Here is a 25718-nt window from a genome sequence, read left to right as displayed (position 1 = left end):
AGCCTAGGGAGATGGTTGCTTGCCTAGGCTTTTATATTGCAATAAATCATGATGTGGGTTGTTTCTTCTCCTATATCCTTCTTTTTCTTGCTGTCTAAGCCTAGGCCGTATTTACTGACCTAGGCTTTATTTTTTTAAAGGATTTTAAGGAGGAATTTGTTATGATTGAAATTGCATTAAAGGAACTGGAAAAATATTATGGTGCCCATAGGGTACTCCATAGCATAAGTTTTGAGGTACTTTCCCATGAAAAAGTGGGATTGGTCGGTGCTAATGGTACAGGCAAAACAACGATTTTTAAAATTATCTCTGGTTTGGAAAACTATGATGGTGGTATGCTGGCAGTTCGAAAAGGTGCCTCTATTGGCTATCTTCATCAGATTCCTGATGGGCAAGAACACATTACTGTAAACGATGTACTATACGAAGCCTTTGGGACTGTGATGGACATCAAAAAAAGTATGGAGCTATTAGAGGAACAAATGTCTGCTTTACAATGTTTATCCCTAGAGCATGCGGTAAAAAAGTATGGAGAGCTTCAGCTAGCATTCGAATCCAAAGGTGGATATACCATCGAAGAGTCCTTTTCGAAAATATGTACTGGGCTAAAAATTACAGAAGATTTTAGAAGCAGGAGATTTTCCACCCTCAGTGGTGGTGAAAAGACTACGGTTCAGCTGGGCAAAATACTATTGCTGAATCCTGATATATTATTATTAGATGAACCTACCAACCATTTAGATCTTGACTCCATCGAGTGGCTGGAGAATTTTATTGCCAATTATAAAGGTAGTGTCCTGATTATTTCCCATGATCGATATTTTTTAGATGCTGCAGTAAATAAAATTATTGAAATTGAAGACGGAGAAGCTACTGCATATGCTGGTAACTATTCCTACTATGTTGCCGAGAAGGACCGCATGCTGATGGAACAGTTTGATGCCTTTAAAGATCAGCAGAAGAAAATAAAGGCCATGGAGGAAGCCATCGCCCGTTTTCGAGATTGGGGAAATCGATCTGGTAACCCTAAGATGTTTATAAAAATTGCCAATATGGAGAAAAGAATAGCAAGGATGGATAAGGTAGATCGACCAATCATGGAACGTCGGAAAATTCAGCTCCAATTCCAAAGCATCAAATCATCCAGCAAAGATGTGGTCAGAATTCAAGGGCTAAAGAAAAGCTATGGCAGTCAGCCCCTTCTGGAGGATATAAATTTACACATTCGGTCCGGAGAGAGAGTCGCCCTTTTAGGCAAAAATGGAACAGGTAAATCTACATTGATTAAGGGAATTCTCAGCCAGTATATACCCGATGCAGGTGAAATTAAAGTAGGTTCTAATGTGCAGATCGGATATTTAGAGCAGGACATCATCTTTCCAAAACCGCAACAAACGGCTCTTGAAGCGTTCAGAGAAAATTTGGCCATCTCTGAAGGTGAAGCTCGCCGTATTCTGGCAAAGTTTCTCTTTTGTGGTGAGGATGTTTTTCGTAAAGTGGAGAATCTTTCCGGAGGACAAAAATCAAGACTAAAGTTATGTCAACTGATGATGCAGGACCTTCATTTTCTTATACTGGATGAACCCACCAATCATTTGGACATTGACTCTAGAGAAATGTTAGAAGAAGCCTTAGATGATTTTACCGGTACCATACTCTTTATATCCCATGACCGATATTTCATCAATAAATTGGCAGATCGCATTGTGGAGTTACAAGGGGGTAGATTGGTAGACTATCTTGGAAATTATGACTACTATCGTGAGAAAAGAATGTTTCAAGTAAAAGCTGCACCAATTGTCCATAAAACTCCTAAGCCTTTCAAAGAGATACCTGTCAAATCTGTCGATGACCAGAGACAAAAGGAGCACCGCATTTCTAACATTGAACAGGAAATAGAAGCTTTACAGAAATTGATCCAGGAAAAGGACGAATATATCAAGGCCCTTTCATCCGATTATGAAAAGCTCCAAACTGCATTCGCAGAAAAAGAAACTTTTCAGAACAATCTAGATGTTTTGATGGAAGAATGGCTCCTGCTTCAGGAATAAAATCAAAGAGCTATTGGGTTTAGAGAATTGAACCCAATAGCTCTATTTTATCTACCTTCTATAAATTTTCCAATCCAACATAGGCTTCTTTGAAGACTCGTATAATATCCTTTTCTGTTACTTGTACTGGATTTCCTGGTGTACAGATGTCCTTCATAACCCCTTCTGTCATTTCAGCGATACTTCCTTCAAATTCATACTTTGAAATATTCATATCCTTTATGGCTGTAGGGATACCTAACACCCTATTTAATACTTTTATTCCTTCTATAAGGCTTCGAACGCCTTCTGGGGCTGTTGCAGCAGGAAAATTCAATTGTTTTGCAATGGCTGCATATTTCTCAGCCACGGCTGGGTTTTTCACCATTCCATTTTCAAGTCCAGCATTGAACTTAATTACGTAAGGTAGAAATATGGCATTGCTTCTTCCATGGGGAAGTTTAAACTTGGCGCCAAAGGCATGGGCAAGACTATGGTTAATGCCTAATGTTGCATTGGTAAATGCAATTCCTGCCATACAAGATCCATTGTGGAGTTTTGCCCTTGCTTCCATGTCCCCGCCGTTTTTAAAAGCCCGCAGCAAATATCCAAAAACACTCTGAACGGCTTTCTCCGCATATATATCCGTATAGTCACAGGCTTGAAGAGATACATATGCCTCCAACGCATGGGTCAAGACATCCATTCCCGTATCTCCTGTCACCGCAGGGGGTACCGTTTTTGTCAACTCTTCATCCAGAATGGCTACATCAGGGATCATGAGGGCTTCATTCAATGGAATTTTGATATTGTTTACCTTGTCCGTAACCACAGCATAGGAGGTAACTTCAGATCCTGTACCGCTGGTCGTTGGAATTGCAACAAACCATGGTTTTTTGATACTATGGGTGTCAATAAATTTTTCCTTCAGATGGATACAGAAGCACATAATCGCCTTGGCTGCATCAATAGAAGATCCGCCCCCAATGGCAATCAACAGGTCTGGCTTCGTATAGATGATTTGATTTAAGCCTTTTTTTACTGTATCCAGGGATGGATCTGGTTCAACCTCAGAGAAGACTTCGTATTCTATATGCTTTTTCTCCAAAATATCGGTAATCTTTGTAACCATACCAAGCTTTACCATGAAAGCATCTGTTACGATAAAGGCTCTCTTGCCTTCAATTCCTTCTAGATACCCTAACGCATTGCTTCCATAATATATTTCGGGCCTTACCAAGAACCTTTTCATTTCCGCATACACCTCCAGGTTTTCAAACAAAGTCTAATGTATATTTTAAAATATATCGATACAATCCTTTAACAAATCACGATTTATGAAGCCCCATAAAATATTGGGCCTTAACTCATCCAAGGATAAATTAAGGCTTATAGATAAACATCCTATAATAGTTTTGATATGAGTTCGTGACTAGGTGAAGCAATGGCCACAGCACTAATGATGCCGCCGGTCTCTTCCAGTTTATTTTCACAAGCTTTAATGGCTTGTTTTACGGCTGCTACCTCTCCAGAGATAAGCACAAATCCTTTTCCACCTAATCCTCTTGCTAATCGGATCTCCAAAAGCTGAACGTTCGCTGATTTTACAGCCACATCTCCAGCTACAATGGAAGTAATGGCAGATATGGTCTCGATAATCCCTAAAGAAGTAATCTTATTTACATCCATGGTTGCTGTCAAAGCAGGGAAGATCGTAGGACTGACATTGGGAATGACATAGCTCTCTATGGTAAATATGCTCCCCGTTTGTTTTCCGACTTCCACCGCATTTTTCACCGCCCCCACATCACCACTGATCAATGTAACGTATTTTCCAGGACATATTGGTGTAGAAAGGATCAGTTCAACATGAGCAGCTTTTAACATTGCATCCGTTGCTTCTATTCCCTTTGCGATACTTTTAAATTCTACTAGCCCGATTGACTTTTTCATGGACATCGCCTCTCTCATCATCAAAAGATTTACATAAATATGAAAATGATAAAGCTAAGGATAAAGATGGTCGTAGCAGGTGGGTCGATATGGGTATCACAGTAGCTGTTGAATGTTCTAGCCACGATTTCACATAAAATTCCTGAAATCACTGCAAAAGCAGCTCCGATGAAGATGTTTCCAGTAGCAATGGCTGCATATCCTGCTACCAAGGTGATGTGATGGGTCGCTGGCATATCAAAGCCCATTTGTGCAAAGATTAATAGAGCTGCACTGATACAGAAGCCAAGGACATTGATCTGTGTAAGATCCACAAGATAAGAGACCACTAAGCCTAGACCCAATGAATATAAGGCAACAAAGGTCAATGACTTGGCATCAGGAACAAAGCTTCTTTTTGGCAATTCTGTTGCTGCTGCAACTTCACCCTGAGCACTGTATTTTCCAAACAATCCAGTTTGACCAAAGATAAATCTTGCAAGTACCCCTGATGTAAATACGGTTAATGCCACTGTATCTGTTGGCAATGCAATAGATGCATATAAGCTATTGATTACGTAACCTAAAATTCCAAAGATCCCACCAACCAAAATGACACCTGCATCATTGGTTTTCTTTAAAGGAGTTAAAATGTCTCCACCACTTGCCAGCAAGTTCTTCTTATTTGCTGCATAAGCTGCTGCTGCTACCCCGCCGGCGAAAGCGATATGAGGCCCTAATAATGTTCCGAAAACCACATCTCCTAGAATTGTAGCAGGTCCGCCAGAAGCAATCACTGCTACACCAATCAATCCAACAAAGCCTGTGAATATGAAAGCTGGCAATGCACCAATAAGCGCACCTAAAATACCTCCGCCAAACGCTGCTAAAATCAATTCCATACTAAACATATTTTTTCCCCCTTATTGTTTAGATATCTCTATAACGTTTTCGTCTATCCTCTGCACTTTACCTTGGATACTGGCATGGATTCTGGCTCCCAGTTGTCCATCCTGTACATCAGCAACTGCTTGCCCAAGTTTTACTGCATCACCGACTTGAACCAAAGGTTCTGTTTTTGCGCCGATGTGCTGTCTCCTTTCCAATACGATACGTGGAAATTCTTTATCTATATCTTCTATTAGGGGCGCATCCACGTTATACGCTTCCAGTCCCAAACGTGCAATAAGTTTTTTCACAGGAAACTTTCGATAGTCCCTAAACTCGTTGGTTTTAAAAGGCTGCCTGTTATTCGAATTTTTAATGCCCGCGCTGCTTAGCTTTCCCTTCAAAAAGCGATTCAATTTCCAAGGTTGAAGACTCATAATACATGCCATCTCACATAACCCACATTCGCAACATAGGAAAGCTTCTGTAACCGATGTATCGTTTTCACAGGTACTGTTGTAGCTGGCAATTCTCATCAATTTATCAGGGTGGAGCTTATGCCCAAGTAAATTTCTTGGACAAACTTCTGTACATAGAGAGCAATGGCAGCAAGCTGTCCTTGCTTGTCTAAGCATGGTTTCTATAGATCTTTCCTTTGCCTGAATCAATGGATGCTCCTCTGGTAATACAATAACGCCCTTTGATGTTTTGGTAATCGGCTTGTCGATATTGTCCACGATTTTTCCCATCATGGGACCTCCATCGATCACCTTAAACCCAGCAACAGTAGCGCCACCTGCCAAGGCAATCACTTCCCGGATACTGATACCTACTGGCACTTTCACTGTAATGGGTTCCTTAACAGCTCCAGTAACAGTCAGATACTTATGGGTCACAGGTATTCCTTTCATGGCATTACAAACATTTAACAAGGTTTCTACATTGGTTACGATCACACCCACTTGTAGAGGGATACCACCTTCAGGAACAATACGTTTCAATACCTCGTAAACCGTAATCTGTTCATCACCTGCTGGATAAAAATCTCCCAATTCGAAAAGTTCAATGGGATCTTCCGGATGAATCTCTTTTTCTAAAGCTTCGATGGCCAATTTATATTTTTTCTTTAAAGCAATGATTCCTTTTTGCGCTCCTGCTTCCTTTACGATGGCCTTTAATCCTTCCAGGACCTCAGTAGCCCTATAGGTCATCAGTTGCTGATCTACTCGCAGCAGGGGCTCACATTCAGCCCCATTCACCACGATGTAGTCAGCTTTTCCATTTACTTTCACATGGGTGGGAAATCCTGCTCCTCCAGCACCCACGATTCCTGCTTCACGAATGAAAGTAATCAGCTGCTTATCCATGTTTTCCACCTCATCTATTTAATGGAGAATCCTCCTACAAGAGTACATCGTCTTGTTCTGGCGAAACTCTTGGCGGAAGTCAGACCTTCGCCAGTAGGCCCTGCAATGGTAAATGTGGTATAGCCTTCGCCACCTACACCAATACCTGCATAGGATGGTCCATTCTTCACAAAAATGGTTGTTTGAATTTCCTTCGCAAAACGGGTCAAATGGTCAATATTTTTTGAATGTATAATGGCTGTATGTCTAAATCCATGTTCCACCTTCACAGCCAATTCAATGGCATCATCAATGTCTTTTACTCGCACGATAGGCAGTACAGGCATCATCAGCTCTCCAACCACAAAAGGATGGCTTCTGTCAACCTCCATGATGATTACCTTCACGTTTGGATCGCAATCAATACCAATTTGTTTTAGGATATAATCGGCATTTTTCCCAACAAAATCTCTATTGGGATTACCTTTTTCATCAGATATTAAAACTTGAAGTCTATTTAAAACATCTATATCTTTGATTTCATAGGCTCCATGCTTCTTCATATTGAAGATCAGATAGTCTGCCACAGAATCCAACACAATAACTTCCTTTTCTGCAACGCAAGGTAAATTATTATCAAAGCTGCACCCTGAGATGATATCCTTAGCTGCCTTTTCAATGTCGGCTGTATCATCCACCACTGCTGGTGGATTCCCTGCACCTGCACCAATAGCTTTTTTCCCTGAGGATAAGACGGCCTTTACGACACCAGGGCCACCCGTAGCTACCAGCATATTGATCTTTTTGTGCTTCATCATGATCTCAGCCTGCTCCAGCGTAGGATTGCTTACTGTTGTTAAGAGGTTGCTTGGTCCTCCTGCTGCTATGATGGCACGGTTTAAAATTTCTACGCACTTCAATGAAGTGTTCTTTGCCGTGGGATGGGGGCTAAATACAACCGTATTGCCTGCCGCGATCATGCCTATGGCATTACAGATTACTGTCTCTGTAGGATTGGTAGTAGGTGTAATGGCTCCGATCACGCCAAAGGGAGACAATTCAATCAATGTCAATCCATCATCCCCAGAATAGGCTTCAGATCTTAAATCTTCGATTCCAGGCGTCTTTTCAATCGCTACAATGTTTTTCAATACTTTGTCTTCATATCTTCCCATACCAGATTCTTCTACAGCCATCTTCGCAAAGAGCTCTACATGCTTCCTTGCTTCTTTACGCATCGCTTCAATGAACTTTCCTCTGGTTTCCAGATTGAACTTGACCAGCTTCTTTTGGGCATGCCATGCTGCTTCTACAGCCTCGTTCATATCTTGGAATATGCCATATTGCTCATCAACGGTTTCCGTTTTATTGCTGATCTCTAGTAATACTTTTTTTACAATTTCTTCTATCTTCAACGCTTCCACGTTCAATTTAGATCCCCCTTTCGTATTCAAATACTCTCAATGCTTGGGCTGCGATCATCATGTCTTCTTCCACAGTGCCGCCGCTTATACCGATGCCTCCCACAATCTCGTTGTGAATTTTCAGAGGATATCCACCACCAAAGGTTACGATCCTATTTTGATTGGTCCACTGTAATCCATATAAGACTTCTCCAGGCTGTATCAATGGTGCAACTTCATGGGTAGGAATCTTTAATGCCGCTGCTGTGTAGGCCTTATTCTGGGCAATATCCAAGCTTACGAGCAACGAATCATTCATTCGATGAAGTAAGATCATGTTTCCCCCGGCATCCACAACAGAGAATACGATGGGAACGCCCATCTGAATTGCTTTCTCTTCCACCGCCTCAGCCATCTTTTTCGCCAGATCTAAGTTTAGATTTTTACGGTTTGCTTTGTATCCTAATCGCTCCAACACCTTACGCTTCACCGCTTCCTTAAAGCTATACTGTTCTTCGCCCCGAGCCAGCATAAACAATGTATCTGACAATCGATTGACGTATCGAATCAATTCTTGTCGTACATCCGTTCCTTGGCTGAGTTCTACAATGAGTCGTTCAGCCCTTCGTATAATGGTTCTGGCCAAATGTATAGATGCCGAGGCTGTCGTTCCACCAGGAATGATAAATTCCTTCAGAGGTCCCAACTGTTCTTCATACCGATCGATGATGCTTTCTAAAGCTTCAATGTCCTTTTGCTGAACAGTATCTTTCAAAAACTCACGGCCGGCCTCATCGCTGGCGAGTTCAGCACCCACCACAAACAATCGTTTTTGAATATCTCTCACGATTCCTTGAATACTTTTACTTTCTATTAGAGAGTAGGCCACACCCAAGGCGGCATTGGCTTCATCCAAGGTACCATAGCAAGATACCCTGAGATCATCCTTTCTAATTCTGCTGCCGCCTAATAAGCCTGTTTCTCCTTTGTCGCCTTTTTTTGTATAAATACCCATAGCTTCACTTCCTCTACGGCTGAACTTCTATACTGTCGATAATGCCAACAATCGCAGCATCGATAGGAGAATTGGGATTGCCAAAAATATGTCTGGCAGAACTGCCCTTGGATACCAACACATATTCTCCTGTCCCTGCTCCTACGGAATCGATGGCTACTTCCACTTTTCCAATAGGTTCTCCCTTTGTATCTGTCGGTTGAACGACCATGAGCTTCTTCCCTATTAGGTTGTCATCTTTTCTGGTAGCCACTACCATGCCAATCACTTTTCCAACATACATTCGTAACACCTGCCTCTTTCTATGATCCACTGCATTTCATTCCAAGACGCCATTATTCCTGGATAATTCGAATGCCAAACTCCTTCGCGGTATCCCGGGCTAATGACGTAATGATTGTGGTAGCTGGTACATGAAGTGCGTTGCCCCTATTTTTTGCTTCCACAATATCTGCCCTGCTGAGGACCTTTTTGTTTAATGTATAGGTCTTTGGTTCCCCTTGACTCTGTCTTACTGAAGAAATAGCTATTTGTCCATCCTTGATATTGCTGTATAAATGACTTGCTTCCACGAGACGAATACCATAACTTTCCAGGGTACTTAGATACTGCTCCATTCTCATCAAATAAGGCGTTGGCGTTTTATTCATCCCCAGCTGCAGTCGTGTAGGATTCTTTAAATCACATCCATCCTTGGCTGCGATGATAGGGATTCCTTCCATAAGCACATGGGCTACCACATTGGTTGTTAGGGTATCTGCAATCCCTAGGGCGATTTTTATCGCAGTGTTTAATGTCAATGTTGGAATGATCACTTGACCAATATCCTGATATAAGGGTTTTAACCCCTTCACTTCCCTTTCCAGATAAATTTCCTTAACACCTAACTGTTCCTTCACCAGCTGTAGTGTCAAGACATACTCTGCACTGTTGGAAAGTAATATTTTAAAATCCCAGCCTTCAGCCAAAAGGGCTTTCAATTGAGGCACTGCCTCTTGAAAGCCAATGGCAGCCCCAGTAAAAATAACCAGCGCCTTCTTCCTTCTAGCCTCCAACCTACGAATTACCTCTTCAATAATCCAATTTAATGCCTCATTCACATTCAATACTTCTCACCTCACTTCTTACAGTTCAGTGCGATACCCAGGGGTGTGACTAGGAGGGGTCTCTCAGGCTTTACCGTTGGTACACCGATTTCCTTAAAGAACACATTCTCGAATTCCTCAAAACAGCAAGCGCCTCCTACCACATAGATCTTGTTTACATCAAAGGATGCAATATGTCTTTTTACAATAGAAGCCATCTTTTCCACGACTGGTTTAATCACCACAAAAATCTCTTTTTGCCTATTGGGATCTTTTTTCAATTTTTCTGCTTCCTCAAAGGAAACCTTATAGTTTCCTGCCACTACCAAGCTCATGTGGGTACCACCTGTAGGTTCATCTGCTGTATAGATGACTTCACCATTTTTTAGGATACTAATCCCTGTGGTACCGCCACCTACATCGACTACAGCGCCATCGGTAACCCCAAGTACTGCTGCTGCTGCCGTTGGCTCATCCACCACATTGATGACCTCCATATCCGATGACTCTACCACATTGGCGATGGCTTTTGCATTGCCTCCAATGGTCCCAGGAGGAACAGCCGTGGCCGCGTGGGTCAACCTTACACCCAACAAGCTCTCCACCTGCTGCTTTAGGTTCCTAACAATCCGTACTGCACCCACATAATCCACCACCAGTCCATCCTTCACCACCGAAGCAGGATATAAAGCTCCTGCCACTGGTTGATCCATTTCATCCAAGACGGATAGTACGATATTGGCCGTTCCCAAATCGACGCCTACCTTTAGATTTCCTTTATATCCATTCACCTGCTGCCCTTCAATCAGCTTGGCAAAGCTTTCTACATATTCGTTTGCTCTTATCAGATCCATAGACATATTCTCCTTTAACCCTTCACGATTTTCCCTAGGGCTTCGTTTCTGATTTCCCCTGCATTGGCCTCATCAATATCTAGATGCATCTCTAGCACATATTGGTCTGAAACTCGAATCAGTACATTGTGGAAAACGACCTTCCGTAATCCTCCCACTTCTACACTTACCATTTCCTTATCCTTCAATCCAAAATGAGCTGCATAATCAGGCGGCATATGGATATGTCTTAAAGCAGCAATTACGCCATAATCCTTTTCAACAGTACCCTTCGGTCCTTTCAAAATGATTCCAGGTGTATCTTGGGTTTTACCGGATTCTCGTACAGGAGCCTTCAGTCCCAAAACAAACCCATCGCTTATGGAGACTTCCAGTTGTGTTTCCTTTCTCACCGGTCCTAGGATTCTTACGCTCTCAAACCTTCCTTTAGGTCCGATCACCGTTACGGTTTCTTGAGCAGCATACTGGCCTGGCTGCTTTAAATCCTTCATTTTTGTCAATTCATATCCTGTTCCAAAGAGTATTTCCAGATCCTCTTTGCTCAGATGGACATGGCGGTTAGAAACCCCGATGGGTACCATAGGCTCTTCTCCATAAGACTGCAGCCTTTTTACGATCTCTGATACAATTTTTTCAACCAATGCTTGATTATCGCCTATCATCATTCAAACGCCTCCTAAAGTATGAACAAAAGCATTCCATGGTCTGAAATGGAAGGAAATGCTTTTGTTCTTCATAGGGAACTACTCCACTGTCTTTGGTAATATCTTTTCAGTATCCATATGAGGTCTTGCGATCACATGGCTGGAAACCAATTCTCCTACTTTTGCTGCTGCGCTGGCGCCAGCATCTACAGCGGCTTTTACAGCGCCTACATCTCCTCTGACCATTACAGTAATCAGGCCAGAGCCTATTTTTTCATAGCCTATCAAGTTCACATTGGCAGACTTTGTCATGGCATCAGCAGCTTCTATTGCCCCTACTAAGCCTTTTGTTTCAATCATTCCTAGTGCATCACTCATGATAATTCCTCCTTCAATTCATCGTAATGGATACAAGTGGACCTTAGATCACCTTTTCTTCTCGTACACTTTGGATCCTTACATAGGTTGCACACCTCTTCACTGCTATTTATAAATGCTAGGGCCTCTTCCCCATCATCGTCCGTATTCTCTTCTAATACCTCCATGACGGGTTCTTCAACCTCAACCTCAGCCCTAACTTCTTCAATTTCAACCTCTTCTTTATCTTCAACCTTAACCTCGATCTCGGTTTCAATCTCAGGCTTATCCTCTTCCATTGGCTGTGTGATTCCTACTGTATCCTTGGTATATATTAATTTTTCAATTTCCTCATGGGGTCTGGGAATCACTTGCTTACTAAAAACCTTGTTGATTTTACTGGCAGCGGCGCAGGCAGCTTCCACAGCAGCCTTCACAGCGCCCACATCCCCTTCTATTTTAATGGTAATTAACCCACCACCCTTGGAATTTTCATAGCCCAACAGAGTTACATTGGCAGATTTTACAGCAGTATCCGCCGCCTCCATGGCTGCTGCTAAGCCCACAGTTTCAATCATTCCTAAAGCAAGCTTTGGCAAAGTCTACACCTCCCATCTATCTATACAATTTCCTTCATTTTACTTAGTACCTTTGCTACCAAAAGGGCCATATCCTCTCTGGTCACGGATTCTTCCTGCGTATCCCTTTCACTTTCCTGCTCTTCCAGATCCTTAAAGGGGATACCCTTTACCAGTCGAGCCCCATTGGCTCCCAGCTGTCTAAGTTTCTGCATATCTCTTTGAAGATGGATTTGAAATAAGGGTTCATCTTCCTTCAACTTTTTATAGTGAAGAATCACTGTGCCGTCTTCACCAATACCAACGCCAACCCCAAGACTGGAATCCTCCGCAGCTAGGTAACCTAATTTCAAGGCTGACTTCTCATCTTGGCTCTGTACCAAATAAGGAACACTTTCTTCTTCCATACCAAAGAGCATTTGACTGAAAAGGGAGGGGGTTATTCCCAGTGAACTATAATAAATATGGATTGCCGGTTGTTGATTTCCATAGTTTATTTTCACTGAATTCCTCTCCCTTCTTTTAGTGCTAATATCAGACCTGTAGCCACAGCATTTCGTGGTCCTTCCGTTCCCCTGATATTTCCTCTGCCAGCCACAACGCCGAATTGTGATAGTGCATCGGTCACAAGCTGAGGCACTTCAAAGTCCAATGCAGATCCTCCTACCAACACCACAAACTCGATATCACGAATATTCCCGGTGGGACAAACCATACTCAAGGCCCTTAGTGCATTGGTTACAAATACTTTTTCCTTGGCCCCTCTACGAACATATTTAATTTTCTCGATAGATTGCTGGCCTGGAATGGGCAGCATATTTCCTTCTTTTAGAATTACAACTCTAGCGAAAACATTGGCATTCAGCGGTTTGTCGAAAAATTCTACTGTACCGTCCTCGTGACGTATATGAAATAGACTTTCTACTTTTGCAAGGGGATATTTTTTAATATCCTCTGCCAATGCTAGGTCATCCAGTCCTAATTCTGAATTAATCAGCAGGGTTACCATGTTTCCTGCCCCTGCCAGATGGACGGAAGTGATTTCACCATTTCTATTGATGATGGACGCATCTGTGGAGCCCGCTCCCATGTCCAATATGGCCAAAGGTACATTGGTTCCTGGTGTCGTCAGGGCACCCCGTATTGCCATGTCTGCTTCTACACCGCCGACTTCAACATCTACGGAGATTTCTTTTCTCAATTCATCGGCAATCATCTGCATCTGCAGCTTGTCGGCTTTTACCATGGCTGCAATGCCCACAGCATTTTCCATAGAAAACTCTTCTGCCAATCCGCCTTTGACTTTTTGAGGTACAAAGGTATCTACTGCCAAAAGATCCTGAATCTTAATGTCATTTGGATGCTGCTTTGTGAGCTCGGACATGACTTGCCTTACCCGTTCCAGCATGCCGCCTGCATTGGTTCCAGGTTCTCCTTTGATATCTTCAACGGGAGCGGATGATCTCAACACTTCCATGATTTTAGAAGCCCCGTCATCCACATCTACAACACCTTTTCGTTTTTCACCCAAAATGTGTATTTGACCTGCTGGTATTCTACGCTCTTGTACATCTCCTTTAGGTGTCTTGATGACTACAGCGGAACGATTGCCAATAAGGGCTCTCGCTATGGGTACAATCAGCTTCGTTTCCTCTCCATTTAGCGCGAAAACCGTTGCGATACCGTAGGGATTGGAAAGGACTTCCACCACACCACCAGGTGGCGCGACTTCAATCGCTGCCTTCATACCAATCGGTACTTTTTCTAACAGAGATACTTCATCAATAATAGGTATCACTTGCTTGAGCCGATTATGAATCAATACACCATCGTCTCTTTGAGCAATAGCTCCTTGCACTTGGACTCCCTTTTCAACAGCCCGATTGATTCGTTCTGCTGCATCAGCAAAATCCACGCTTTTTCCAATCAGAACAATAACGGGTTCTTTTAGATTTGTATTCTCAAGATTGCTTATATCAACAGTTGTTCCAATGCCTAAACCGATTCCTCCTGGTGTGGAGGGGTTGTGACCAATCATGGTAGACTCTGTGATAATCGTCTCCGTAATGGTTTCCATGGCCACATCCCCGATCACAGGAGCAGCTTCATTAATTCTCACCAGATCCAAATCTTCAATCTTAAGGTTGATTTTGTCTAAAGCTTGTTTTAAAGCGGCAAAGACACCATGGATGTTTTGTCGTGTTCCTTTGATACCCGTTGTAAATACTGTACCACTGGCCTGGAAGCTCACACCTTTTTCCGGAGATACCTGAGCGATGGCTACTTCAGTGGTGGCATTTCCAATGTCTACGCCTGCAATTAGCTTCATATTTTTACCTCCTGGATTTTATCCAAGATTCTACTCTTGTCTCAATCTATTTCTGATGGCATAAACCTCTGCTGCTTCCCTAACGAAAGCGGCATTGATTCTTGCACTGTATTTGTTTTCTAATTCTGCTGCAATATCAAGAAGCTCCGCTTTTGATGAACGATAAGGTCTTAATGCATTATAAATTTCAAGAATTCTTTCATCAGGAACGGCAATCAACTCTGCTGCTCTTCTAAGATTTCTTGCGAAAGAATCTCTACCTACAGACTCAGCAACCTGGGCTTGAAGTTCAAGGGTTTCTGGAGAAATCCTTACATCTGCAGCAGTTACCTTTCCATCGATTACCTTATCCAAAGTAATTTCATTCAGGGACTTTCCTGTTGGTGTTTTTAATAATTCAGGCCTTTTTTCTCCTAATGGGTAATCTGACTTCGAAACAGCGTTTGCACAAGCGCTCTTTACTTCGCTTGCTTTATCTACTGTACCCATAGAAGCCATGATTTCTCTCACCATTTGCTCAATTAATTGCTGTTGATTCATGAACTTCACCTCCATTATTTAAACTGAGCATCCAACTCAACAGGCTTTGCTCCGAGTTGAACGTGTTCTGTTTCTTTAATATGCAATAAAGCTGCTTTTGCTTGATATCTTGGTCTTGCCATCTGATCATTTTTTACAGGTACTGGTGTTGGGCTCTCACCTTTTGCATATTTGGCTGCATTTTTACCAATCGCTCGGTAAGTTTCCTCATCGATCAATGGCGCTTGAGAGAATAACTCTAAGTTTCCTAATGGGAATAGATCCTTCTGGTGGATGACTGTCGTTCCTTTGGACTGCACCCCAATACCAATGCCAGAACCGCTTAATTTCGCCGCATCATGGGAAACAAATGCCACGTCAGATGTTCTTTTAATTCTGACAACCCTTGCTTTTAAGCCCTCTTCCTCGATCCCAGCAATGATTTCTCTAAGAACCTTATAGTGAGGAATATCGATGATTGTCTTTGTTTGATGAACACCGAATGCTGGCGCAAGACCAATTACAACTTCATCACTCTTTGTGCCTTTTTTTGCCTCACCTTTCTCTACAAGGGTAAGTCCATCCACATTGCTTGGAACGTAAACAGCAGCACTTCCTTTTGCAGCTGTATCTAAATTGAAATCCTTCAATACTTCTTCTATTACACTACGGATTAATTGTTCATTTAAATTCATTTCGTTGCACCCCTTTCCTTATTAGTCTCTAAAAGTCTTCTGGATTCACAGCGTTAGGAATGTTTCTGATTTCTTCCCATCTTTCTTCGCTGATGACGTATCCTGTTTGTGGACCACGATAGTCGTTAGGATCGTTTACAGAGCTGATTACCTTGAAGTCTTTATCTAAAATAGCAGAAGTATGAAGGTAGTCCCCAGCAACTCTTTGCTTTAACAAAGAGAATACGCTATTGGCCACATCTTCAAATCCTCTCTTATAAAGGGCTTTAACTACATCAAGACCTGTTACGCCTCTTGCCATCATTTCTTCAGCCGCTTTTAAATCTTCCACTACATTTCTGTTTGGCATATCCTTACTTCCATGGGCATAGGTAGCTGCTTCAACCTCGGCATCGGTAATTGCAGGAAGTCCAAGTTCTTCGAATAAAGCCTGGATTGCTTTTGCAGCCTTATTTCTTACTTTTACGACAACATCCTCTGTTACTGGCTTTAATCCTGCATCGATTCTCAAGTCTCTTTGGATAACGTTCCAATCGTCATAATCGTCTGCATCCCAGTTGGAACCAGCAAACATATTATCATAGTTTGGTGTTGCGCTATAGCCAGAGCAGATGAAGTCTGTTCCAGGTACCATTTGCATCAAGGATCTTGCTACCCTTCTAAGATCAGAGTGGGTAAATGTTTGATCGTTACTGGATGCACACTCAAGATCCAACATCATGGCGATTAAGTTCTCAGCCAAGATGGCTCTGATTCCACCAGGAACCCCTGCAGGTACCCCTACGCAGCTTACAGAACCGTTTTGTGTACCTTGAGAACCAGCACCTTTTGTTACATATAGGCAACGAGCTTCTAGATATAACATGGATTTGCCTTCTGCGTAACCCATTTGTACCTCAGAACCTGTTCCGGATGTAAATCTCATCTTCAATCCTCTAGATGCATAGGCAGAAGCTAGGAAGGATTTTGACCATGGTGTATCATCACCATCGATAAATACTTGTTCTGTACCATATACAGAAACGGTTTCTGCATAGGCAGTAAGTCCTCTCATACCAAGAATTAACTCAGTTGCTTCTTCTACTGCGCACTGTGTTAAGATACCAGGTCTACCAACCTGCGCACCTACCATTAATGCTAAGGCATTGAAAGGAGCATATCGAGCAACCCCTACAGTTGTCTCCTGCTCATCAAATCCTCTTACTGCTGCTTCTGCAGCATCAGCGGCGATTTGAACAGGATGATCCTTTAAGTTTGTAACATGACATTGATTGGATGGAACTCTTCTTGTTCTCATCTTATTCACTGCCATCATCATTTCTAAAACAGTCAAGTGTCCTACAACCTCTACAATTTTTGCAGGTGTCATCGCTGTTGTATATTTTACGATTTCCCCTCTAGGAATGTTGATGTCCACAAGTCTTCTTGCAAACTCAAGGGAGTTGATTGCCATTGCCTCTTCAGCTCTACTTAAATTGATGGCATGGTCTGCGATAAAGCTGTCAAGCATATCAAAATCTTCTCTTCTTTTACCGTCAAGCTCTGTTACTTTTCCGTTTACGATCTTGATGCTTGGTTTTGGGTCCTTAGGGCTGTTCATGGCAATTAGACCTACTTCTGACCACTCTTTTACGAAACCGTCTTTATTTACAGGACGCTCTGCTAAAACTTGAAAGCGTTTTGATTTCATCCGTTTTCCCTCCTTTATATGCTACTGACTTTTTATATATAAGGAACTGTTACTGGCTTTGGTTCTTCGCCCATCGTTCCAAGAAGCTTCACGCCTACTTCTCTTGCAGCGATGATTGCCTGTCTTACAGCTCCTGAATCTCCACTGATGAATAGAATTACCTCGTTGGAGAAGCTTGTTCCGCCTGCTGGGGAAGCATAACCAATAACATCTACGTTGGCAGCCTTTACAGCTGTATCTGCGATTAAAACACCGATGGCAGCAGGAGCACCTACGATGATACCGAATGCTTTTCCTATTGGTGCATTGAATGCCTTATTGCATGCATAACTAGCTCTCGCTGTATATTGGAACTCCAAGTGACCTGCATCGTTCGCATAAACATCTCCAAAAGTTCTGTCTAATTCTTTTAACGCTACCTCTACAGCTCTCTTTGCATCGGATACATCCTCAGCCCCGAAGATAATCAAGGAACCATGTCCTGCGCCGCCCTTTGTATCTCTTGGTAATTCTATTTTGATAATTTCTGTATTCGTTGCTTTTACAGCTTCATCTGCTGCAAAGATATGAGGACCTGCTCCTGTACGAGCACCTAGGATACCGATAGAACGATATTTCTTATCAAGGCCCATGGCTTCATGGACTTGGCTGTCTACATTAGCAATAACCAAACCAATAGTATCTCCAATGGCTGTCCCTACAAATTCAGTTAGTCCGCAGAATTTTTGTTGTGGTTTGCATTCTTCAGCCTTTGCCTCTGCCTTTGGTTGATCAACTTTTTTCATTACTTCTTCCATAATCTTTTCAATTAATTGGTCTTTCATTTTCTTACACCTCCATTAAATTTACATTTCTACTATCTTGGTAGTATTTTCTCTACGTCTGTATGTGGTCTTGGGATTACATGAACGGAAACAACTTCGCCTACTTTTTCTGCAGCTGCAGCACCTGCATCTGTTGCAGCTTTTACTGCGCCAACATCTCCTCTTACCATAACGGTTACAAGACCTGATCCGATTTTTTCATAGCCAACTAATGCAACATTGGCTGCCTTCACCATAGCATCTGCTGCTTCAATGGCGCCTACCAATCCTTTTGTTTCTACCATGCCTAATGCTTCCTTGGTCATTTGAAATGCCTCCTTTTTGTTTTTTTATTTAAGCCCTAGGGCTTTATAACATATGTCTATCGCAAAACGTTTGCCCTTCAGGCTCGTCTATAGCGACTTGCTATATGTGTATTTATAAATTTCGATATTTAGTGCCAATAGCCTTGATACGTATTTGTCCTCAAGGGATAATGATTTGTGTGCGTGTATACACGATACAGGCATCTTTTTACCATAGGACCACAACATTTTGTCTTATTGCTGGAAATGATACTTTCTTGCTATCTTTGGATACTTTTTTGTGCAAATCAGCGCTAAGAGAAAAAAATTCGGATGCTGCTACCGCATCTCCTCATGTCGCCAACGAAATTCCTTCGAGCAAGGCTCTTGAAATTTCCGTTGCTTAAAACTTCGTGGCGCCAACGAAATTACTCGAGGCGAACTCTCGTAATTTCCGTTGCTTAAAACTTCGTGGCGCCAACAAAATTACTCGAGACGAACTCTCGTAATTTCCGTTGCTTAAAACTTCGTGGCGCCAACAAAATTACTCGAGACGAACTCTCGTAATTTCCGTTGCTTAAACAGCTTCGATATTCTAATTCAATTCATCCACAGAACTCCTAGCCACATAATTTCCTGCTAGATATAAAAAACCCGTAGGGGCGATCAGTGATCGCCTAATATTCCCCCATTTGTGGCAACACCTAGATTACCTCATGTTGAGCGCTGCCAAGTATCTTAAGGCCTCATAATAGATCCTTCACGATCGTTCAGGATGACAGACAGAGTGATCTCTTGGGTCTGCTGGGCGAACACTGTTCGCCCCTACAGCCTCAACTTTTCGACAAAAAAACACCCAAAGGATATTCCGTATCCTTTGGGTGTTTTTTTGTCGATTTTATGATTGACTTTTTTCTTTCCCTTTCGACTCTCTGTATTCCGTAGGTGTCATCCCTACGACTTTTTTAAAAACCTTGCTGAAATAATTGGGTTCATGATATGACAATTCTAATGCAATATTCAAAATCGGCAGATCTGTGTTCTCCAATAGTTCTTTGGCCCGTTCCATCCTTCTCTCCGTCACATATTGGATAAAATTCACGTTGAGTTCCTTTTTAAAGAGCTTACTGAGATAAAAGGAGCTCAAATGTACATATTCTGCGGCTTCCTCCAAGGTAATGGGGCGATGGATATTTTTTTCGATATAATTCAAAATGGCATAAATCTCCTTGTTGTCCTCCACAGCTTTCCCGTGAACGATTTCCTCAAATATATGATCCAAGACCTTAAATAGTCTTTCTTTTACCGTAAATAGGGTGATTCCTTCCAGAGGACTACTTCCTTTGCTCCAGTGCTGCATAGGTTTTAAATCTTTTTCTTCACAGGTCTCCAGCATTTTTTTTACAATCATCTGGGCATTTTCCTTGAGCTGCTCTTGTTGTTCCCCATACAAACGGATCAACTGATGGACAACTGTCTTTAATTTTTCTTTGGCACACTTATAATCCTCTATATGAATCTGATGTATCAATTCATCAATTTTTAATTCCCGAGCTTCTCTATAACTCTCTTTTAATTTTTTGTGTTTTTTCACGGCTTCAACAATATCAGCAGGCCGCGCAGGTTTCAATATATAATCATCAGCACCCGATTTTATTGCCTTCTGGGCATAACGAAAATCGTCATAGGCTGTCAAAATAATAATTACTTTCTCTTTGTCTCGACTTTTAATAATTTCTGTGGCTTCTAATCCATCCATTCCAGGCATCCGAATATCCATAAAAATCATATCTGGATTATGAGTCTCACACAGTTCTACGGCTTTTCTACCAGTAGATGCTTCCCCTACAATCATCATTCCCTCCAGCTCTTCATGGAGTATAATCTTCAGTGCCTCTCGTTCTAAGTATTCGTCATCGACCAATAGCACTTTGCACATGGGCAACTCTCCTAGCATTTATTTTCATCGGAATTCTTACCTTTACTGTAGTACCCACATTGGGCTTGCTTTTGATTTTTATCTTATATTCTGGCCCATAGTGATAGATTAATCGCTTGTTTACATTGTTGATGCCAATGCCTGTAGAATCGCTGATAGCACCCATATCGAGATACTCATCCTGAATCATATGCAATCGATCCTTTGACATACCTACACCGTCATCAATGATCTCAATCACTGCGTCATCTTCCAAGGTATACCCAATAATCTTAATGGTCCCTGGTTCTTCCTTAGGTTCTAATCCATGATTGATGGCATTTTCGACGAGGGTCTGTAAAATCATAGAAGGTACACAAATATTTCGAATAGACTCTGGAATATCTAACATGAACTGAATACGATCTCCAAATCGTACAGACTGTATTTTTAAATATCTTTCAATGTGGGCGATCTCATCCTCTAATTTTACCATTTGGTTGATATTCTTTAATATATACCGCAACAATTCAGCCAAGGCGTAAACGATTTCCTGAGTCTTAGGCGCTTTCTCGATCAGAGCCAATCTGCCTACTGTATTGAGCACATTGAACAAGAAGTGGGGATTGATTTGAGATTGTAAAGCTTTTATTTCTGTATCTTTTAATGCTCTTTCTAATTCAGCTCGAGCCTTAACCTGCTCCATGAGCTTCAAATTTTTCGCATTGAGCTCTTCTTGCATTAAGTTCATCATGTCTTTTTCTACCATATAATTGGATACTAAGAACATCATCCGAGCAGCGCCCACAATTTTATCATAGGAAATTACTGGAATCTCATCATAGGCCGCCTTGATTTCTTCCTTATCCTTCCAGCCAGGCACTTCCTTTACAATCTGATCCAGTCGATTTAATTCGCTTTCTTCTATCTTAGCTTGTCCAGCCATAATGGATCCCATGTATTGCCCATTCACAGTGATAGGAATCGCAAAGTCAACCAATCCAGTATGACAACGATAAATATACGGTTCTTCTCGTCTTGCCGCTTCTAACCCACCATGGGCATCAGACTGATAACATGCATCTCTGCATCTACCATTTTCACGTATGAGGCTGCAAAATCGAGAGAACTTACTGTACTTGGTGATAGGCTTACCCCGAAAATCCACTGTTACTGCTGCAATCCCCGTAGCTTCGGAAAACCGATCTTGAATTTCCTGCAAAATCTCTACGTCAATGATATCCCTTAGATGCACTATCTCCATTATCACACCCCCTAAGAGATCTTTTGAATCTTTGTCCACATTCTATACTTATTAGCATTGTACCACAAATATTCTTGATAAAAAACAATCTCTCATCAATAAATTTAAAATTCATTGGAATTTTCCGATTATTGAGATATTTATTTTTGTCGATTCTGATTAACAAAAGATGTCGTTTGTGTTAAACTATTCTTCTGAAGGAATTGGTTTTTTGTTTTATGGCAATAATTTGTGGTATGAAATACATAAGAGAAAGAAGGAGGATTACATATGATCAGTGAAAAACTAATGAATGAATTAAATGTACAAGTCAAGCATGAACTCTTTTCTTCAAATCTTTACCTATCTATGGCTTCCTATTGTGCCGATGAAGATTTAATGGGCTTTGCTAATTTCTTTAGAGTGCAGGCGGAAGAAGAAAAATTCCATGCGATGAAGTTTTTTGATTATATTATCGAAAGGAACGGCAGAGCAAAGATTTCAGCTTTAGATGAACCAAAGAGTGATTTTTCTTCTGTACTAGATGCATTTGAGCATGCCTATGAGCACGAACAATTTGTAACCAAAAGAATCTATACCCTTATGGATCTGGCCATGGAGGAAAGAGAGCACGCCACTATCAGTTTTCTAAAATGGTTTATTGATGAGCAAGTAGAGGAAGAATCCATGTTTAATGGCTTAGTTAAAAAACTTCAAAGAATTGGTGACAATGCCAATGCCCTATATATGCTGGATGCTGAATTGGCCCAGAGAGTCTTTACACCCCCAGTGGCAGCAGAATAGTCGAAAAGAATCTAAAAATCCCATGAAAAATCATGGGATTTTTTAAATTTTTCTTCCTAAATCCTATAGAATAGGTTATACTATAAATAAGCATATGTTTATATTATAAGCAAAAGTTGGTGAATTCCTTGACCGAAAGAGAAAAAGAAATATTAGACTTGATCCGAAGAAATCCCATGATCTCTCAGCAAGATCTGGCGGATACCTTAGGAATTACCCGTTCCTCTGCCGCTGTTCATATTACAAATCTAGTAAAGAAGGGCTTTATTGCTGGTAAAGGCTATATATTGAAAGAAGCAGACTATGTGGCTGTAATTGGAGGAGCAAATATTGATATCCAAGGCTTTGTTCCAAAACCTTTGATACTCAAAGATTCGAATCCAGGCTATGTTCGCATTTCCCTTGGGGGCGTGGGAAGGAATATTGCAGAAAATCTAGTAAAGCTTGATATCCAAACAAAACTTTTTTCTGCTATAGGTGACGATGTTTACGGAAAAAAACTACTGGAAGAATCGAGAGGATCTGGAATAGATATGGACTATTGTCTTATGCTGCAAAACACATCTACTTCTACGTATCTTTCTATTCTGGATCACGATGGAGATATGGCCGTAGCCGTATCCCATATGGATATCTTCGATAATTTTTCTGTTGATTATTTAAAAAGTCATGGGCCGATCCTCAATAATGCTCAGTTGATTGTCCTTGATACCAATATACCCCAACCTTCCATCGAATTTGTAACTACCCAGTTTAAAGATCGTTTATTCTTCTTAGATACAGTGTCTACCAGTAAGGCAATCAAAGTCAAAGAAATCATCGGTGCTTTTCATACCATTAAGCCAAATAGGTATGAAGCAGAGGCATTATCGGGGATCTCCATTGATTCAAAATTGGATGCAGAAAAAGCATGCTACTATTTTCTGAATAAAGGTGTTCAACAAGTGTTTATCAGTATGGGTAAGGAGGGCATCTGCTACGGAAATCATCAGCATATCCGTTTCTTAGCAGCGCCAGAGGCAGCCGTAGTCAATGCCACGGGTGCCGGAGACGCCTTTATGGCAGGCTTGGTATTTAGCTTCTTACAAGAATACTCATTGGAGCAAAGTGTTCGTTTTGCCATGGCTGCCTCTACTTTAGCTATATCCCATGAAAATACCATCCATCCTATGATGTCTGTTCACAGCGTTCAAAATATAATGAAGGAGTTGAAATAATGTATCAACAATATTTAGAAATACATCCCGAAGTGCAAGAGGCTCTTGCTGCTGGCAAAGCAGTGGTTGCCTTAGAGTCCACCATCATCTCCCATGGTATGCCCTATCCCCAAAACATTGAAACTGCCAGAAGAGTTGAAGAAATTGTCCGCGAGCATGGAGCAATACCTGCTACCATCGGCATACTGCATGGCAAGCTAAAGGTAGGTCTAACCGATGAAGAGTTAGAATATATGGGTAAAGGCAAGGATATTCTGAAAGTTAGCCGAAGGGATCTGCCTTTTGTTGTGGCAAAGCAGTTAAATGGTGCTACCACCGTGGCTTCTACTATGATCATTGCAGCCTTAGCTGGCATCAAAGTATTTGTTACCGGCGGCATTGGCGGCGTGCATCGCGATGCTCAGGAAACCTTCGATATTTCTGCTGATTTAACAGAACTAGCCAACACCAATGTAGCTGTCGTTTGTGCAGGAGCCAAGTCTATTCTTGATATTGGATTAACGCTAGAATATTTAGAAACTCATGGAGTTCCTGTTATAGGCTATCAGACAGAAGAATTTCCTGCTTTTTATACGAGAAGAAGCGGCTTTCAAACTGATTATCGCGTTGATTCCCCCGAAGAATTGGCCAAGGCATTAAAAGCCAAGTGGGATCTCAATTTAAAAGGTGGTATGGTCATTGGAAACCCCATTCCAGAAGCCTTTGAGATGGACTATGATACAATTCACCATGCCATTGCAGATGCATTAAAGGAAGCACAGGAGACAGGAATTAAAGGAAAAGAAACAACCCCCTTCCTCCTTTCTAAAATAAAGGCCTTGACTGGGGGCAAGAGCTTGGAGTCCAATATACAATTGGTATCCAACAACGCCAAGGTAGGTGCCCAATTGGCAGTAGAATTGGCAAAATTATAGATTCACAGATTGGATGTAGTATTAGCAACCTTGATTCGTAATAAATAAAAGATGCAACATGATGAATCACGTAAGATAAGGTTAGCGAACATTGTTCGCCTGTATTTGTCGTATATGTGTCAATCCCTAGATCATGTCATACTGAGCGTAGCGAAGGTCAAAGGGCGATTCATGAATCGCCCCTACCAATGTATTCAGTATCTCGTAGGGATCGGCGCCCTCGCCGTTCCGTGGTTTTGAATCCCTATCTTTTTCGGAACGATGGGGGCATCGTTTCCTACAAAAACATGATTTTTTGTGGTTTTATAGGGTTGGACGACCCTGTCCAACCGTTATTGTTATGTCGCAATTTTCTACATATCTGACACAATACAATGAAGTATCCATATTTTCAATCTTTCAATCCTGAATTGGCTCGATAGGGCTTCCCAGGACCTTGCCAGCATGTCGGATCAACCCGATAAATAGAAGTTCTGCTGCCAATCCTGCGATGATGAATACAATCCAGAAAGGAGCTATTTGGATATTTATATTGATGGAAAATGCCATAAAGATGGACATCCTATAATTCACCATAAGATAAAACTTCCAACAAAACCTATGCCATCAGTAATAATAGCAAACCTATGATGACTTTTCTCTTTCCCACTTTTTTCTCCTTTCCATACCTTGACTCATCATCCACCTGCCGACAAGAAATTTAGCCGAAACCTTTCTACCATTTCCATACACTTAGACTTTTCTCCCCTGAAATGCACCCGGTTCGCAGGCAGACAAAGCTTTCCAAAGCATCGATCCGCTTCCTCATAGATTTGAATCTCCCAATCATTGCCTTGATATAAGCCTTTTTCATCATTGCTTCCGCCTAGACTGTTAAGGTATGCTTCTATATATGCCCTTGGCATTCCACTTTCTATAATCTCCTCCCACATTTCGACCCCATCCTTCATTCCTTATTCTATCTATGTATTTCCCACTTTTTTGATACTATCATTCTATCACAAGTTTAAGTGCCTTCCAATTATTGCAAGATATAGAAAAACCCCAGAAATATCGAGGCCGCTGAAAAATAGATAGTTTTTCAGCTAAATCAATTGTACAAAATAAGACACATCAAAATTTGAAGAATAATTCAAATTTTGATGTGTT

Annotated in this window: 27 protein-coding genes; 4 read left to right on the top strand and 23 right to left on the bottom strand. The window is 41.6% G+C overall.

From position 1 onward, the window contains the following. Nucleotides 1–161: 161 nt before the first annotated feature. Nucleotides 162–2051 (top strand): ribosomal protection-like ABC-F family protein, encoded by a 1890-nt coding sequence (abc-f, locus tag HNQ80_RS18365; RefSeq protein ID WP_184312138.1) that lies wholly within the window; start codon nucleotides 162–164, stop codon nucleotides 2049–2051. Between the two features lie 58 nt (nucleotides 2052–2109). On the opposite strand, the gene HNQ80_RS18360 is transcribed toward abc-f, so the two are convergent. From HNQ80_RS18360 to HNQ80_RS18260, 21 genes are all read right to left on the bottom strand, one after another. Then, complete coding sequence (locus tag HNQ80_RS18360; RefSeq protein ID WP_184312137.1) at nucleotides 2110–3282, bottom strand: 1-propanol dehydrogenase PduQ; 1173 nt, start codon at nucleotides 3280–3282, stop codon at nucleotides 2110–2112. Between the two features lie 152 nt (nucleotides 3283–3434). Further along, entirely contained in the window at nucleotides 3435–3983 is a 549-nt protein-coding gene (locus HNQ80_RS18355) for a BMC domain-containing protein (RefSeq protein WP_184312136.1), read from the bottom strand. A 29-nt stretch (nucleotides 3984–4012) separates the two neighbouring features. Beyond that, nucleotides 4013–4873, bottom strand: coding sequence for a hypothetical protein (locus HNQ80_RS18350; protein ID WP_243183391.1), 861 nt, complete (start codon nucleotides 4871–4873; stop codon nucleotides 4013–4015). Nucleotides 4874–4885: 12 nt separating this feature from the next. Next, nucleotides 4886–6217 (bottom strand): 4Fe-4S dicluster domain-containing protein, encoded by a 1332-nt coding sequence (locus tag HNQ80_RS18345; protein WP_184312135.1) that lies wholly within the window; start codon nucleotides 6215–6217, stop codon nucleotides 4886–4888. Nucleotides 6218–6231: 14 nt separating this feature from the next. Further along, nucleotides 6232–7620, bottom strand: a complete 1389-nt coding sequence (locus tag HNQ80_RS18340) for an aldehyde dehydrogenase family protein (protein ID WP_330602948.1) — start codon at nucleotides 7618–7620, stop codon at nucleotides 6232–6234. Between the two features lie 7 nt (nucleotides 7621–7627). Beyond that, nucleotides 7628–8614, bottom strand: a complete 987-nt coding sequence (locus HNQ80_RS18335; protein ID WP_184312133.1) for a cob(I)yrinic acid a,c-diamide adenosyltransferase — start codon at nucleotides 8612–8614, stop codon at nucleotides 7628–7630. Between the two features lie 13 nt (nucleotides 8615–8627). Beyond that, nucleotides 8628–8897: a EutN/CcmL family microcompartment protein gene (locus HNQ80_RS18330; protein WP_184312132.1), complete on the bottom strand. Its 270-nt coding sequence runs from the start codon at nucleotides 8895–8897 to the stop codon at nucleotides 8628–8630. 52 nt (nucleotides 8898–8949) lie between these two features. Further along, nucleotides 8950–9714: a flavoprotein gene (locus HNQ80_RS18325; protein WP_330602947.1), complete on the bottom strand. Its 765-nt coding sequence runs from the start codon at nucleotides 9712–9714 to the stop codon at nucleotides 8950–8952. Between the two features lie 17 nt (nucleotides 9715–9731). Then, nucleotides 9732–10553, bottom strand: a complete 822-nt coding sequence (gene eutJ / locus HNQ80_RS18320; RefSeq protein ID WP_207727088.1) for an ethanolamine utilization protein EutJ — start codon at nucleotides 10551–10553, stop codon at nucleotides 9732–9734. 14 nt (nucleotides 10554–10567) lie between these two features. Continuing rightward, nucleotides 10568–11218 carry a phosphate propanoyltransferase gene (locus HNQ80_RS18315; RefSeq protein ID WP_330602943.1) on the bottom strand — a complete coding sequence of 217 codons (651 nt, stop codon included), beginning with the start codon at nucleotides 11216–11218 and terminating at the stop codon, nucleotides 10568–10570. A gap of 78 nt (nucleotides 11219–11296) precedes the next feature. Beyond that, nucleotides 11297–11578, bottom strand: coding sequence for a BMC domain-containing protein (locus HNQ80_RS18310; protein ID WP_330602946.1), 282 nt, complete (start codon nucleotides 11576–11578; stop codon nucleotides 11297–11299). After that, nucleotides 11572–12153 carry a BMC domain-containing protein gene (locus HNQ80_RS26705; protein ID WP_279289012.1) on the bottom strand — a complete coding sequence of 194 codons (582 nt, stop codon included), beginning with the start codon at nucleotides 12151–12153 and terminating at the stop codon, nucleotides 11572–11574. The genes HNQ80_RS18310 and HNQ80_RS26705 overlap by 7 nt, the downstream gene beginning before the upstream one ends. A 20-nt stretch (nucleotides 12154–12173) precedes the next feature. Continuing rightward, entirely contained in the window at nucleotides 12174–12635 is a 462-nt protein-coding gene (locus HNQ80_RS18300) for a glycerol dehydratase reactivase beta/small subunit family protein (protein ID WP_184312128.1), read from the bottom strand. Then, entirely contained in the window at nucleotides 12632–14461 is a 1830-nt protein-coding gene (locus HNQ80_RS18295) for a diol dehydratase reactivase subunit alpha (RefSeq protein WP_184312127.1), read from the bottom strand. The genes HNQ80_RS18300 and HNQ80_RS18295 overlap by 4 nt, the downstream gene beginning before the upstream one ends. Before the next feature lie 30 nt (nucleotides 14462–14491). Continuing rightward, nucleotides 14492–15001, bottom strand: a complete 510-nt coding sequence (locus HNQ80_RS18290) for a diol dehydratase small subunit (protein WP_184312126.1) — start codon at nucleotides 14999–15001, stop codon at nucleotides 14492–14494. Between the two features lie 14 nt (nucleotides 15002–15015). Further along, the gene (locus HNQ80_RS18285) at nucleotides 15016–15675 is read right to left on the bottom strand and encodes a propanediol/glycerol family dehydratase medium subunit (protein ID WP_184312125.1); all 660 of its coding nucleotides are present in this window, start codon (nucleotides 15673–15675) and stop codon (nucleotides 15016–15018) included. 28 nt (nucleotides 15676–15703) lie between these two features. Continuing rightward, the gene (locus tag HNQ80_RS18280) at nucleotides 15704–17365 is read right to left on the bottom strand and encodes a propanediol/glycerol family dehydratase large subunit (protein WP_184312124.1); all 1662 of its coding nucleotides are present in this window, start codon (nucleotides 17363–17365) and stop codon (nucleotides 15704–15706) included. A 32-nt stretch (nucleotides 17366–17397) separates the two neighbouring features. After that, nucleotides 17398–18189, bottom strand: coding sequence for a propanediol utilization microcompartment protein PduB (pduB, locus tag HNQ80_RS18275; RefSeq protein ID WP_184312123.1), 792 nt, complete (start codon nucleotides 18187–18189; stop codon nucleotides 17398–17400). A 32-nt stretch (nucleotides 18190–18221) separates the two neighbouring features. Beyond that, nucleotides 18222–18494 (bottom strand): propanediol utilization microcompartment protein PduA, encoded by a 273-nt coding sequence (gene pduA, locus HNQ80_RS18270; protein WP_069981016.1) that lies wholly within the window; start codon nucleotides 18492–18494, stop codon nucleotides 18222–18224. 877 nt (nucleotides 18495–19371) lie between these two features. Beyond that, nucleotides 19372–20412 carry a response regulator gene (locus HNQ80_RS18265; RefSeq protein ID WP_184312122.1) on the bottom strand — a complete coding sequence of 347 codons (1041 nt, stop codon included), beginning with the start codon at nucleotides 20410–20412 and terminating at the stop codon, nucleotides 19372–19374. Continuing rightward, complete coding sequence (locus HNQ80_RS18260; protein ID WP_184312121.1) at nucleotides 20387–21655, bottom strand: sensor histidine kinase; 1269 nt, start codon at nucleotides 21653–21655, stop codon at nucleotides 20387–20389. Before HNQ80_RS18260 ends, HNQ80_RS18265 begins: the two co-directional genes overlap by 26 nt. Nucleotides 21656–21925: 270 nt before the next feature. Between HNQ80_RS18260 and HNQ80_RS18255 the strand changes: the two genes are divergently transcribed. The 3 genes from HNQ80_RS18255 (at nucleotide 21926) to HNQ80_RS18245 (ending at nucleotide 24569) form a co-directional block, all read left to right on the top strand. Next, nucleotides 21926–22438 carry a ferritin gene (locus HNQ80_RS18255; RefSeq protein WP_184312120.1) on the top strand — a complete coding sequence of 171 codons (513 nt, stop codon included), beginning with the start codon at nucleotides 21926–21928 and terminating at the stop codon, nucleotides 22436–22438. Nucleotides 22439–22566: 128 nt separating this feature from the next. Further along, nucleotides 22567–23655: a PfkB family carbohydrate kinase gene (locus HNQ80_RS18250; RefSeq protein ID WP_184312119.1), complete on the top strand. Its 1089-nt coding sequence runs from the start codon at nucleotides 22567–22569 to the stop codon at nucleotides 23653–23655. After that, entirely contained in the window at nucleotides 23655–24569 is a 915-nt protein-coding gene (locus tag HNQ80_RS18245) for a pseudouridine-5'-phosphate glycosidase (RefSeq protein ID WP_184312118.1), read from the top strand. The genes HNQ80_RS18250 and HNQ80_RS18245 overlap by 1 nt, the downstream gene beginning before the upstream one ends. Before the next feature lie 399 nt (nucleotides 24570–24968). Here the strand turns inward: HNQ80_RS18245 and HNQ80_RS18240 are convergent, their stop codons facing one another. Together HNQ80_RS18240 and HNQ80_RS18235 are read right to left on the bottom strand one after the other, a co-directional pair. Continuing rightward, nucleotides 24969–25118, bottom strand: a complete 150-nt coding sequence (locus HNQ80_RS18240) for a hypothetical protein (RefSeq protein WP_184312117.1) — start codon at nucleotides 25116–25118, stop codon at nucleotides 24969–24971. A 128-nt stretch (nucleotides 25119–25246) separates the two neighbouring features. Then, the gene (locus tag HNQ80_RS18235; RefSeq protein WP_184312116.1) at nucleotides 25247–25501 is read right to left on the bottom strand and encodes a hypothetical protein; all 255 of its coding nucleotides are present in this window, start codon (nucleotides 25499–25501) and stop codon (nucleotides 25247–25249) included. Between the last annotated feature and the right edge of the window lie 217 nt (nucleotides 25502–25718).

Source organism: Anaerosolibacter carboniphilus, assembly GCF_014205875.1.
GTDB lineage: Bacteria > Bacillota > Clostridia > Peptostreptococcales > Thermotaleaceae > Anaerosolibacter > Anaerosolibacter carboniphilus.
The sequence above is the reverse complement of the archived record's forward strand: the minus strand, read 5'-3'. Positions and strand labels throughout refer to the sequence as shown.